Origin of the sequence: Micromonospora echinospora (assembly GCF_900091495.1) — a bacterium.
GTDB classification, from domain to species: Bacteria; Actinomycetota; Actinomycetes; order Mycobacteriales; family Micromonosporaceae; genus Micromonospora; species Micromonospora echinospora.
The window spans coordinates 5,628,715-5,642,973 of sequence record NZ_LT607413.1 but is presented as its reverse complement, the minus strand read 5'-3'; the positions used below and the strand labels follow the sequence as shown (position 1 = coordinate 5,642,973).

At 75.5% G+C, this 14,259-nt stretch carries 1 protein-coding gene; it reads right to left on the bottom strand.

All coding sequences use genetic code 11. The features are described from left to right. Positions 1 to 6: 6 nt before the first annotated feature. Positions 7 to 14,232 carry a type I polyketide synthase gene (locus tag GA0070618_RS24445; RefSeq protein WP_088983708.1) on the bottom strand — a complete coding sequence of 4,742 codons (14,226 nt, stop codon included), beginning with the start codon at positions 14,230 to 14,232 and terminating at the stop codon, positions 7 to 9. Positions 14,233 to 14,259 lie beyond the last annotated feature (27 nt).

The window sequence follows — 14,259 nt, the reverse complement described above, 5'->3', positions numbered from 1 at the left end:
ATCACGTCAGGACACCCCCAGCTCCCGGTCGATGAAGTCGAAGACCTCGTCGGGCGTGGCGTCCTGGAGCTTCTCGGCGACGGCGTCCCCGCCGCCGGCCGGGGCGTCGGCCTCGTTGAGGGAGGCCAGCAGCGCCCGCAGCCGCTCGGTGATCCGAATCCGGGCGCTGCGGTCCGGTGCCGAACCGGCCAGCGCCGCCTCCAACCTGTCCAGCTCCCCGAAGACCGGTGCGACGCCGACCACGCCGCCGTCGACGACCGCCGCCCGGACGTACTCGGCGAGGGCGGCGGCGGTCGGGTAGTCGAAGACGACCGTGGCGGGCAGTCGTACGCCCGTCGCCGCCGTCAGCCGGTTGCGCAGCTCGACCGCGGTGAGCGAGTCGAAGCCGAGTTCCCGGAACGCCCGGTCCGGCTCGACGGCGTCCACCGAGGCGTGCCCGAGCACGGCGGCGGCCTGGCCGCGTACCAGGTCGAGCAGGGTCCGCCGCCGCTCGGCGTCGGTCTGCCCGGCGAGCACGGCGGCGAGGGATTCCGCCGACGTCCCGGCGTCCTCGGCCCGCTCGGCGGCGGCCCGCTGTGCCTCGGCGACACCGGTGAGCAGCGGGCTGGGCCGGACGGCGACGAACCCGGGCACGTACCGGGCCCAGTCGATGCCGGCCACCAGGGTCGCCGGTTCGCGGCCCGCCACGGAGCGGGCGAGCGCGGCGAACGCCGTCCCGGTGTCGAGCCGGGCTACCCCGGTACGGCGGCGGCGTTCCTCCACCGCCTGGTCAGCGGCGGCCATCCCTCCGGCCGCCCAGGGGCCCCAGGCGATCGAGGTGGCCGCCAGGCCCTGCCGGTGCCGCTGCTCGGCGAGCGCGTCGAGGTATGCGTTCGCGGCGGCGTAGCTGCCCTGCCCGGCGGCACCGAGCTGGCCGACCATGGCCGAGAAGAGCACGAACGCGCGCAGCGGCAGGTCGGCGGTCAGCTCGTGCAGGTGCAGCGCACCGAGCACCTTGGGCCGCAGGACGGCGGCGAGCCGGTCGGCGGTGAGGCCGTCGAGGACGCCGTCGTCGAGGACCCCGGCCGCGTGCACCACCCCGGTCAGGGGCGCGTCGGCGGGCACCTCGGCGAGCAGCTTCGCCAGCGCGGCCCGGTCGGCGACGTCGCAGGCGGCGACGGTGACCCGAGCGCCGGCCTCGGTCAGCTCCCGGACGAGGTCGGCCGCGCCGGGCGCGTCCGGGCCCCGACGGCTGGCCAGCAGCAGGTGCTCCGCGCCCCGGGCGGCCAACCAGCGGGCCACCTCCGCGCCGAGGGCACCGGTGCCACCGGTGACCAGCGTCGTGCCGGCGTGGTCGGGCTCCTCGGTGACGGCGGTGCCGCCGGGCGCCCGGACCAGCCGGCGTACCAGGACGGTGGTGCCGTCGACGGCGACCTGGTCCTCGCCGTCGAGACCGGCCAGCACGGCGCAGAGCAGGTCCCAGCCGTGGCCGTCGAGGGTGGCCGGCACGTCCACCAGCCCGCCCCAGCGCTCCGGGTGTTCGAGGGCGACCACCCGGCCCAGGCCCCAGAGCAGCGACTGCTCCGGTCGGGCCAGGGTTGCGCCCCGCGTGGTGCCGGCGGCGCCCCGGGTGACGCACCACAGCGGGGCCGCCACGTCGAGGTCACCGAGGGCCTGCACCAGGGCGAGGGACCGGGCCAGGAAGGGCGGCACCGGCTGGGTGTCGTCGACCGGGGCGTCGGCGAGTGCGAGCAGGGACAGCACCCCGTCGGCGGGCGCGCGTCCACCGTCGGCGGTCCGGGTCGCGGCGGCCAGGTGTTCGGCGACCGCCGCCCGGTCGGCCGGTGCCTCCGGCAACAGCACCAGTCGGGCGTCCGCGCCGCGCCGGGTCAGCTCGGCCACGGCGGCCTCGCCCTCGGCCGCGCGGTGCTCGTCCGCCACGACCCACCAGGCACCGGGGAGGAAACTGACGGGCGTACCCGGGTACGGCTGCCAGACGCTGCGGTAGCGCAGGTCGTCCAGGGCGGACCGGTCCCGCTGCTGGCGCCGCCAGGAGGCGAGCAGGGGCAGGGCGGCGCCCAGCCGTTCCCGCGACTCGGTGGCGTCGTGCGCGGTGAGTTCCGCGAGCGCCGCCAGGTCCTCCTGTTCGACGGCCGCCCAGAACGCGGCGTCGACGCCGCTCGACGTCGGGTCCGCCTCCTTCGGCCCGTCGGCCCGGGTCGGCCAGAACCGGCTCCGGTCGAAGGCGTACGTGGGCAGGTCGACCGTCGGCGTCCGGGCGAGGACCTTCGTCAGGTCGACGGGGAGGCCGAGTGTGTGCGCGGTGGCCAGGTTGGTGAGCAGGCGGGTGGGGTCGTCGTCGCCCCGGCGCAGGCTGCCCAGCGTGTGCCCGGTCGTGCCGGTGTCGTCGAGGATCGCGGTGACCGGCATGGTCAGCACCGGGTGCGGGGAGATCTCGACGAACGTGGTGTGTCCGGCGTCGATCGCGGCGCGCACGGCGCTGTCGAACAGCACCGTCTGGCGCAGGTTGTCGTACCAGTAGCCGGCGTCCATGCTCTCCGGCTCCACCCAGTCCCCGGTCAGGGTCGACACGAGGCGGGTGTGCCCGGCCCGCGGGGTGACGTCGGCCAGGTCGGTGCGGAGCTGTTCGGCGACCTCCTGCACGGCCGGGGAGTGCGACGCGTAGTCCACCGGGATCAGCCGGGCGCGGATGCCGTCGGCCTGGCACGCCTCGACCAGGTCGGCCACCGGCTGCGGCGGCCCGGAGACGACCACCGTCGACGGACCGTTGACCGCCGCCACGCCGACCCCGGGGAACGCCGGGAGGCGCTCCGCGACCGCCTCGGCGGACAGGTCCACCGACGCCATCGCACCCGTACCCCGCAACACGGCGAGGGCACGCGACCGCAACGCGACGGTCTTCGCCGCGTCCTCCAACGACAGGATTCCGGCGACACACGCCGCACCGATCTCACCCTGCGAGTGACCGATCACCGCCTGGGGAACCACACCGGCGTGTCGCCACACCGCCGCCAGGGCGACACCGACCGCCCACAGCACCGGCTGCACGACCTCCACCCGCTCCAACCACGACTCGTCGTCCCCGGTCAGCACCGCCACCAGGTCCACGTCCAGGTGGGGCGCGAGGGCCCGCTGGCACTCGGCGAGACGGTCGTCGAACACCGGCGTACGACCCACCAGGCCAGCGGCCATCCGCGCCGACTGGGCGCCCTGGCCGGGGAACACGAACACCGCGCCGGCACCGTGACCCGACGCCGTACCCGTCACCGTGGTGCCGGCGGGTGTGCCGGCGGCCAGCGCGTCCAGCCCGGACAGCAGTTCCTCGACGCTCGCCCCGACCACGGCGGCGCGCTGGTCGAAGACCGCGCGGGTCGTGGCCAGGGACCAGCCGACCACCGTCGGGTCGAGCCCGTCGTGCGCGCGGACCTGCCGCGCCAGCCGCGACGCCTGGCCCGCCAGGGCGGCCCTCGACCGCGCCGACACCGGCCACACCGTCACGTCCGCGTCCACCAGGCCCGGTGCGGTCGGCACCGGCGATTCGACCTCGTCGGCCTGCTCGATGATCACGTGCGCGTTGGTGCCGGAGATACCGAAGGAGGACACCGCCGCCCGCCGGGGCCGGTCCGCCACCGGCCAGGACCGCGCCTCGGTCGCCAACTCCACCGCGCCGGCCGACCAGTCGATGTGCGGCGACGGGGCGTCCACGTGCAGCGTCGCCGGGACGACACCCTCCCGCATCGCGAGGACCATCTTGATCACACCGGCCACCCCGGCCGCGGCCTGGGTGTGCCCGATGTTCGACTTCACCGACCCCAACAACAGCGGGGTCTCCCGGTCCTGCCCATACGTCGCCAGCAACGCCTGCGCCTCGATCGGGTCACCGAGCGTGGTGCCGGTGCCGTGCGCCTCCACCACGTCCACGTCGGCGGTCGTGAGCCGGGCGCTGGCCAGGGCCTGCCGAATGACCCGCTGCTGGGAGGGGCCGTTCGGCGCGGTCAACCCGTTCGACGCGCCGTCCTGGTTCACCGCCGAGCCGCGTACCACCGCCAGCACCGGGTGTCCCCGCCGCCGGGCGTCCGACAGGCGCTCCACCAGCAGGATGCCCGCGCCCTCACCCCAGCCGGTGCCGTCGGCCGCCGCAGCGAACGCCTTGCACCGCCCGTCGGCGGCCAACCCGCGCTGGCGGGAGAACTCCACGAAGAGGCCCGGCGTCGCCATCACGGTCACACCGCCGGCCAGAGCGAGATCACACTCGCCCCGCCGCAGCGCCTCCACCGCCAGGTGCAGCGCGACGAGGGACGACGAACACGCCGTGTCCACCGACACCGCAGGTCCCTCCAACCCCAACGCGTACGCCACCCGACCCGACAAGACACTCGCGGCGTTCCCCGTCGCCCCGAATCCCTCCACCTCGTCCGTGGACATCACCAACAGGGCCCCATAGTCCTGACCATTCGTGCCCACGAACACCCCTGTTCGCGAACCCCGCAAGGTCCCCGGGTCAACCCCTGCCCGCTCGATCGCCTCCCAGGACGTCTCCAGCAGCAACCGCTGCTGGGGGTCCATCGCGACCGACTCCCGTGGGGAGATCCCGAAGAAGGCGGGGTCGAAGTCGGCCACGTCGTACAGGAAGGCGCCGCTGCGGACGTAGGAGGTGCCGGTGGAATAGGGGTCGGGGTCGTACAGCCGGTCGACGTCCCAGCCCCGGTCGCCCGGCAGGTCGGAGACGGCGTCGCGGCCGTCGTGCAGCAACTGCCAGAACCGCTCGGGGTCGCCTGCGCCGCCGGGGAACCGGCAGGACATGGCGACGATGGCGACGGGCTCGTCGTCGGACAGGGTCACCGGCGCGGCGGCGACCGCCTCGGCTCCGCCGCCCAACTCCTCGTGCAGGTGCCGGGCGAGCACGGTCGGGGTCGGGTAGTCGAAGACGAGGGTCACCGGCAGCCGCAGCCCGGTGGCGGTGGCGAGCCGGTTACGCAGCTCCACCGCCGTCACCGAGTCGAAGCCGAGGTCCCGGAAGGCGTGGTGCGGGTCGACGGCCTCACCGCCGGCGTACTTGAGGACCGTGGCCGCCTGGTCGCGGACCAGGTCGATTAGGGCCTGCTGGCGCTCGGCGGCGTCCATCCGGGCGAGGGTGCCGGCGGGGCCGGCCACGTCGGCCTCCGTCGCCTCGGGGTGGCCCGTGGTGGCCGCGAGTGCCCGCGCCTCGGGGATCTCGGCGATCAGCGGTCCGGGCCGGGTCGCGGTGAACGCGACGTGGAACCGGTCCCAGGCGATGTTCGAGATGGTCAGGAACGTCTCGTCGTGCTCGACGGCCTGGTGCAGTGCGGCGACGGCGAGCCTCGGGTGCATCTCGGGCGCACCGTGGCGGTGCAACATCCGCCCGAACTCCCCCTCGGCCATGCCGCCGCCGCCCCAGGCACCCCAGGCGATCGACGTGGCGGGCAGTCCGAGGCCACGCCGGTGCTCGGCGAGGGCGTTGAGGAACGCGTTCCCGGGGGCGTAGTTGCCGACGCCGGAGCTGCCGACGGTGCCGGCCATGGCCGAGAACAGGACGAACGCGTCGAGGTCCCGGTCCCGGGTGAGTTCGTGCAGGTTGATCGCCGCGGTGACCTTGGCGTCGAGCGCGTGGGCGACCTGGTCGAGGGTGAGCGCGCTGATCACGGAGTCGTCCAGCACGGCGGCGGTGTGCACGACGGTGGTCAGCGGGTGCTCGGCCGGCAGGTCGTCGAGGACGGCGGCGAGGGCCGCCCGGTCGGCGGCGTCGCAGGCGGCGACGGTGACGCGCGTGCCGAGGCCGACCAGCTCGGCCTCCAGCTCGGCGATGCCCTCGGCCTGCCGGCCCCGGCGGCTGAGCAGCACCAGGTGGGGCGCGCCGTTGGTGGCGAGCCAGCGGGCCACGTGCCCACCGAGGGCGCCGGTGCCGCCGGTGACCAGGGCGGTGCCGGTGGGCCGCCAGGTCCGGGCGGGCGCGACGTCGCCCAGCGGGGCGCGCAGCAGCCGGCGGGCGAAGGCCCCGTTGCGCCGCAGCGCCACCTGGTCCTCGTCGTCGCTGCCGGCAAGGATCCGCACGAGCCGCCGACCGGCGGCGTCGTCCGGCGTTTCGGGCAGGTCGAGCAGGCCGCCCCAGCGGTCAGGGTGTTCGAGGGCGGCGATCCGGCCGAAGCCCCAGGCGAGTTGCTGCACGGGGTGCGGCAGTGGCTCGCCGGCATCGGTGGAGACCGCGCCCCGGGTGACGCACCACAGCGGCGCGCGCACCCCGGCGTCGCCGAGGGCCTGCGTCAACGTGACGGTGCCGGCGAAACCGACGGGCACCGCCGGGTGGGCGGGGGCCGGCGTCTCGTCGAGCGCGAGCAGGGAGACGATCCCGGCGACCGGTCCGGCCTCGGTGAGGTCGCGGATCCGCGCGGCGAGGGCGACGCGGTCGGTCCGTTCGTCGTCCAGTTCGACGGGGACGACCGTGGCGCCGGCCCGGACGAGCGCGTCCCGGCAGAACGCGGCCTGCTCGGCGGCGGTGTCGGCGGGGCCGGTGACGAGCCACCAGGTGCCGGTGACGGCGGGTTCGCCGCCGTCCGCGACGGGCAGCCAGGCGTCCCGGTAGCGCCACGAGTCGACGGTGGACTGGTCGCGGTGCCGGCGTCGCCAGGCGGCGAGGACGGGCAGCACGTCGGCGAAGGCCGCCTCGGGCACCGCGTCGGTGGCGTCGGCGAGTTCGGTGGTGAGCGCGGTCAGGTCCTCCGCCTCGACGGCGGCCCAGAACCGGGCGTCGACCTCGTCGTCGGCCGTCGGCGTGGCGGACGGGCCGGCGGTGCCGGCCACGGCGGACGGCTGCGGCCAGTAGTGCTGCCGCTGGAACGGGTAGGTGGGCAGGTCGACCCGACGCCCCGACCGGCCGGCGAAGGCGGGCCGCCAGTCCACCGGTACACCTGCCGTGTAGGCCTCGGCGAGGGCGCGGTGGAAGCGGTCGAGGCCGCCCTCCCCCCGACGCAGACTGCCCGTCACCGTCACCGTGGTCGGGTCAGCCGCAGCCAGCTCGGCGCTCTCCTGGATCGCCATGGTCAGCACCGGATGGGCGCTGACCTCGATCATCGTGGCGTAGCCGGCGGCGACGAGGCTGCGCACCGCCTCGTCGAACCGGACCGTCTGCCGCAGGTTGCGGTACCAGTACTCCGCGTCCAGACCGGTGGTGTCCAGCCACTCCCCCACCACCGTCGACCAGAACCGCACCTGCCCGCTCTGCGGAGACAACCCGGCCAACAGCTCCACCAGCCGCTCCCGCAACGGCTCCACGTGCGCCGAGTGCGACGCGTAGTCCACCGGCACCCGACGCACCCGGACCTGCTGGGACTCGTAGTGCGCCACCAACTCGTCGAGGGCGGCCACGTCACCGGAGACGACCACGGAAGTCGGCCCGTTGACGGCGGCGAGGGCGACCCGACCGTCCCAGCGGGCGATCGTCGCCGTCACCTCGTCCGCCGTGGTCGCGACCGACACCATCCCACCGGCACCGGCCATCTCCGCGATGACCCGGCTCCGCAACGCCACCACCGCCGCCGCGTCCTCCAGCGTCAACGCCCCGGCAACACACGCAGCAGCGATCTCACCCTGCGAATGACCCACCACCGCCGACGGACGCACGCCATAGGACTCCCACAACGCCGCGAGCGACACCCCGACGGCGAACAGCGCCGGCTGCACCACGTCGACCCGCTCCAGGGACGGCGCGTCCGGGATGCCGCGCACGACGTCGAGCAGCGACCAGTCCACGTACGGACGCAACGCCTCCGCGCACGCGGTCAGCTTCTCCGCGAACACCGGAGCGGTGTCCAGCAGCTCGGCGGCCATGCCCACCCACTGCGAGCCCTGACCGGGGAACACGAAGGCGACCTCACCGGGCGTAGCGGCGGCGCGGGTGACCACCTCCGGGCCGGGGCGGCCGTCGGCGAGCGCGTCCAGCGCGGCGGCCAGCTCCTCCCGGCCGGCGGCGAACACGACGGCCCGGTGGTCGTGGGACGCACGGCTGGCGACGAGGGACCAGCCGACGTCGCCGAGCGCGGTGTCCGGCATCTCCGCCAGGTGGTCCCGCAGGTCGCGCGCGCGGTCGGCGAGGGCGCCGGCGGTACGCCCGGAGAGCACCCAGGGCAGCTCGCCGGCCGGCCCGTCGGTCGCCGGGTGCGGCGCGGGCTCCTCGGCGGGGGCCGATTCGAGGATGGTGTGCACGTTGGTGCCGCTGATCCCGAAGGAGGACACCCCGACGCGGCGCACGCCGTCGACGGGCTCCCACGGGCGGGCCTCGGTGAGCAGTTCGACATGGCCGGCGGACCAGTCGACGTGCGGGGTGGGTTCGTCGACGTGCAGGGTGGGCGGCAGCACGCCGTGCTGCATGGCGAGCACCATCTTGATCACGCCCGCCACGCCGGCGGCGGCCTGGGTGTGCCCGATGTTCGACTTGATCGACCCCAACCAGAGCGGACGGTCGGCGGGTCGGTCCTGCCCGTACGTGGCGAGCAGGGCCTGCGCCTCGATCGGGTCGCCGAGCGTGGTGCCCGTGCCGTGCGCCTCGACCACGTCCACCAGGTCGGGGGTGAGTCGCGCGTTGGCGAGGGCCTGCCGGATGACCCGCTGCTGGGCGGGACCGTTGGGGGCGGTGAGCCCGTTGGACGCGCCGTCCTGGTTGACCGCGCTGCCCCGCACGATCGCGAGGACCGGGTTGCCGTCACGGCGGGCGTCGGAGAGCCGCTGGAGCACCAGCAGGCCGACGCCCTCGCCCCAGCCGGTGCCGTCGGCCGCGCCGGCGAACGGCTTGCACCGTCCGTCGGCGGCGAGGCCGCGCTGCCGGGAGAAGCCGACGAAGATGCCGGGGGTGGCCATCACGGTGGCGCCGCCGGCCAGGGCCAGGTCACACTCCCCCGCCTGGAGGGCCTGCGCGGCGAGGTGCAGCGCGACCAGCGACGACGAGCAGGCGGTGTCGACGGTGACGGCCGGGCCGTGCAGCCCGAACGTGTACGACAGCCGCCCGGCGAGGACGCTGGCCGAGACGCCGGTGGCGAGGTAGTTCTCGTCGACGTCCCCGGCGGCCATCAGCAGCGAGCCGTAGTCCTGCCCGTTGGTGCCGACGTACACGCCGGTACGGCTGCCACGCAGCGCGGTCGGGTCGATCCGGGCCCGCTCGAACGCCTCCCAGGTGGACTCCAGCAGCAGCCGCTGCTGCGGGTCCATGGCCACGGCCTCGCGGGGGCTGATGCCGAAGAAGGCGGGGTCGAACTCGCCCGCCCCGGCGACGAAGCCGCCCTCCCGGACGTAGCTGGTGCCGAGGTGCTCGGGGTCGGGGTGGTACAGCTCGGCGAGGTTCCAGCCGCGCTCGCCGGGCATCAGGGTCATCGCGTCGGTGCCGGCGGCGACGAGGTCCCAGAGTTGCTCGGGCGAGGACACGCCGCCGGGGAACCGGCAGCTCATCGCCACGATCGCGATGGGCTCCCGGTGCCGGCCGTCGCCGTCGGCGACCACCTCGCTCAGGGTGTGTCCGGCGGTCAGGCCGTGCAGGTGGGCGGCGAGTTCGGCGACCGTGGGGTGGTCGAAGGCGAGCGTGGCGGGCAGCGTCATGCCGGTCTCGGCGGTCAGCCGGTTGCGCAGTTCGACGGCGGTGAGCGAGTCGAAGCCGAGGTCCCGGAACGTCCGGTCGGGCAGCGGCTGTCCGGCCGGGTAGCCGAGCACGGCGGCGACCTGCGTCCGGACCAGTTCGGTGAGCTGCGGCAGGGACCGGCCGACGACGACGGCGCGGACCGGGCCGGTCTGCCCGACGGGCACCCCGGGCAGGCCGGCGATCAGCGGGGTCGGCCCGCCCCATGCGGCGGCGAGGCGTCCCCAGTCGACGTCGGCGACGGTCACCGCCGGGTCGTCGGCGTTGACCAGCCGGCCGAGCGCGGTGACCGCCTCGGTGGCGGGCAGCGGGTTGACGCCGCCCCGGGTCAGGCGGGCGGTCAGTTCGGCGGTCGCCGCCGCCATACCCTCGGCGGCCCAGGCGCCCCAGCCGATGGCGGTGGCGGGCAGCCCCTGGCCGCGCCGCCACGCGGCGAACGCGTCGAGGTAGGCGTTGGCCGCCGCGTAGTTGCCCTGCCCGGCGCTGCCGATGACGCCGGCGAGGGAGGAGAAGAGCACGAACGCGTCGAGGTCCCGCCCGGCGGTGGCCTCGTGCAGCACCCGCGCGGCGCGTACCTTGCCGTCGAGGACGGTCTGCATCCGGGCCGGGTCGAGGCCGTCGAGGACACCGTCGTCGACCACTCCGGCGGTGTGCACGACGGCGGTCAGCGCGGGCAGGGCGGCGACGAGGGCGGTCACCGCCTCTACGTCGGTGACGTCGCACGCGACCACCCGGGCCGCGCCGGTTCCGGTCAGCTCGTCGAGCAGTGCGGCCACGCCGGGGGCGTCCGGGCCACGGCGGGAGGCGAGCACCACTTCGGCGGCACCGTTGGCCAGCAGCCACCGGGCCACCTCCCGGCCCAGCGCGCCGGTCCCGCCGGTGACGAGCACCGTGCCGGAGGGACGCCAGGCGGCCCCGGCGGTCGGGACGGCGGGGACGAGTCGCCGGTCGAACACGCCCTGCGCGCGGATCGCCACCTGGTCGTGCCCGGCGTCGGCGAGGACGGCGAGCAGCGCCTCCCCGGCGGCCGGGTCGAGGCGACCGGTGGGGATCGACCCGGTGCCGGCGGGCAGATCGACCAGACCGCCCCAGCGGTCGGGCTGTTCCAGCGCGACGACGCGGCCGAGGCCCCAGGCCGCCGCCGCGTACGGGTCGGCGACGGTCTCCCCGCCGCCGACGGCCACGGCGCCCCGGGTGAGGCACCACAGCCGGCCGGGCAGGCCGGTGTCGGCGAGTGCCTGGACGAGGGTGAGCAGCAGCGCCGTCCCGGCGGGCACGGCGGGCGTGTCGGGCAGCGGCTCGTCCCGCTCGGGCAGCAGGCAGAGCACGCCGGCCCAGCCCTGCTCGCCGCGTTCCCGCAGCAGTGCCCCCAGCGCCTCACGCCCCACCCCGGCCGCGACCTGGAGGACGTCGACGTCCCCTCCGCCGCGCCGGAGCAGGTCGGCGACCCCGCCCCACTCTTGTCGATCATGGACTTCCGGCACCGCCGAAAGCCACATACCACCTGACTCGGGCGCCACAACTCCATGATCGGCGCGGAGGGTGGGGGTGGGGGTGACGAGGAGCCAGCGGCCCGGCAGGGCCGGGACCGGGTTGGGGCGGATCGGGTCCCACGCGATCCGGTACGACCAGGCGTCCACGACGGCATCCCGCAGTCGGGCCCGTCGCCACGAGGAGAGCACCGGTACGGCCGGGGCGAGGGCCGCCACGGCGTCCGGGTCGTCCTGCACGGCCAGGTGGGACGCCACGGCGGGCAGGTCGCCGCGTTCGACGGCGGCCCAGAAGTCGCCCTCGGCGCCGTCGGCGCGCTCGCCCGACGGGGTGGTCACGCCGTCGCCGGAAGGCCAGTAGCGTTCGTGTTGGAAGGCGTACGTGGGCAGGTCGACCCGGACGGCACGGGTGTCGGCGAACCAGGGCTGCCAGGTCACCGGCACGCCGTGGACGTGCAGCTCGGCCAGGGCCGCCAACAACGCCGGCACCTCGGACCGGTCCCTGCGCTGGGCGGCGACGGCGAGCACACCCTCGTCGCCCGGCAGGATGTCGGCGGCCATCGCGGTCAGCACGCTCTGCGGACCGACCTCCAGGAACGTGTCCACCCCGGCGGCCCGCAACGCGGCCACCCCGTCGCCGTACCGCACCGCCTCCCGGACATGCCGCACCCAGTAGTCGACACTCCGGATCTCGTCCGCGTCGGCGAGCGCCCCGGTCACGTTCGACACCACCGGCACCACCGGAGCGGCGAAGCTCAGCCGGCCGAGCACGGCCCGGAACTTCGCCAGCATCGGTTCCATCAACGGGCTGTGGAACGCGTGGCTGACCGTCAGCCGCCGCGTGCGCACGTCCCGGTCCCGCCAGGTCCGCTCCACCTCGTCGAGGGTCACGGCGTCGCCGGAGACCACCACGGACGTCGGCCCGTTGACGGCGGCGATCCCGACCCGGTCGGTCAGCCCGTCCAGCGACGCCAGCACGTCCGCCTCAGCCGCGTTGACCGCCAGCATGCCGCCACCGGACGGCAACGCCTGCATCAACCGGCCCCGCGCCGCCACCAGCGCACACGCGTGCTCCAGGGACAGCACCCCGGCCACGTGCGCCGCCACGATCTCGCCGATCGAGTGGCCGCCCACGAAGTCCGGGGCGATGCCGAACGACTCCACCAGACGGAACAGCGCCACCTCGACCGCGAACAGACCGGCCTGGGTGAACACCGTCTGGTCCAACAGGGCCGCCTCCGGCGTGCCCGCCTCGGCGAACAGCACCTCCCGCAACGGCTTCGGCAGCACCCGGTCCAGATGCCCACACACCTCGTCGAGGGCGGCGGCGAAGACCGGGAACGCGCCGTACAACTCCCGGCCCATGCCGGCGCGCTGCGCGCCCTGACCGGAGAAGAGCACCGCGAGCTGGCCGCGCGGGGTGCCCGTACCGGTGAGGACGGTGCCGGCCGGCGAGCCGGCGGCCAGGGCGCGCAGCCCGGCCAGCAGGTCGTCCCGGCTCGTGGCGGCGACCACGGCCCGGTGGTCCAGCACGGACCGGGACACCACCGACGAATACGCGACGTCGAGCGGACGGATGTCGTGCTCGGTGTCGGCGAGCCAGGCGGCCCAGCGGCCGGCCTGGGCGGCGACGGCGGCGTGGGAGCGGGCGGAGAGCAGGACCGGGACGACCGGACGGTCGGCGACGGGAGCCGCCTCGTCGGCGGTGGTCTCCGGGGCCGGGGCCTGCTCGATGATGGCGTGCGCGTTGGTGCCGGACACCCCGAACGACGACACCGCCGCCCGGCGCGGCCGGTCCACCGCCGGCCACGGCGTCGCCTCGGTGACCAGCTCGACGGCACCGGCCGTCCAGTCGACGTGCGGGGACGGCGCGTCGACGTGCAGGGTGGGCGGGACCACGCCGTGCTGGATGGCCAGCACCATTTTGATCACCCCGGCGACCCCGGCGGCGGCCTGGGTGTGGCCGATGTTGGACTTGATCGAGCCGAGCAGCAGCGGGGCGGCGTCGCCCCGGTCCTGCCCGTACGTGGCGAGCAGCGCCTGCGCCTCGATCGGGTCGCCGAGGCGGGTGCCGGTGGCGTGCGCCTCCACGGCGTCCACGTCGGCGGCGGTGAGCCGGGCGTTGGCGAGGGCCTGTCGGATCACCCGGACCTGGGAGGGGCCGTGCGGGGCGCTCAGCCCGTTGGACGCGCCGTCCTGGTTGACCGCGCTGCCCCGGATCACGGCGAGGACCGGGTACCCGTGGCGTTGGGCGTCGGAGAGGCGGGCGAGCAGCAGCATGCCGGCGCCCTCGGACCAGGAGGTGCCGTCCGCTCCGGCGGCGAACGCCTTGCACCGGCCGTCGGGGGCGAGGCCGCGCTGCCGGCTGAAGCCGACGAAGACCGCCGGGGTGGGCATGACGGTCACGCCACCGGCGAGGGCCAGTTCGCAGTCGCCGTTGCGCAGCCCCTGGGCGGCGAGGTGGATCGCCACCAGGGAGGCGGAGCAGGCGGTGTCGATGGTGACCGCCGGCCCCTCCAGCCCGAGGGTGTACGCCACCCGCCCGGAGACGACGCTGGTGGCGTTGCCGGTGAGCAGGTGTCCCTCACCGTTCTCGGACTGGGCGACCACCGCCTCGTAGCCGTGCGAGGCCGCCCCGACGAACACGCCGGTACGGCTGCCCCGCACGGTCGGCATGGGCAGTCCGGCCCGCTCGAACGCCTCCCAGGACGCCTCCAGCAGCAGCCGCTGCTGCGGGTCCATGGCCAGCGCCTCGCGGGGGCTGATGCCGAACAGGTCGGCGTCGAACTCCCCGGCGTCGTAGACGAAGCCGCCCTCGGAGACGTAGCTGGTGCCGGGGTGGTCGGGGTCGGGGTGGAAGAGCCGGTCGAGGTCCCAGCCCCGGTCGGCGGGGAACGGGCCGATCCCGTCGCCGCTGTCGCGCACGAGCTGCCACAGCGCCTCGGGCGAGTCGACCCCGCCCGGGTACCGGCAGCTCATCGCGACGATGGCGATGGGCTCGGACTCCCGCGCCTCCAGCTCCCGCAGCCGCCGCCGGGTGCGTCGGAGCTCCGAGGTCGTACGCTTCAGGTACTCGACGTACTTCTCGTCCTCGTTGCTCACCGTGGACCCACCTCACTCGGCATGCCG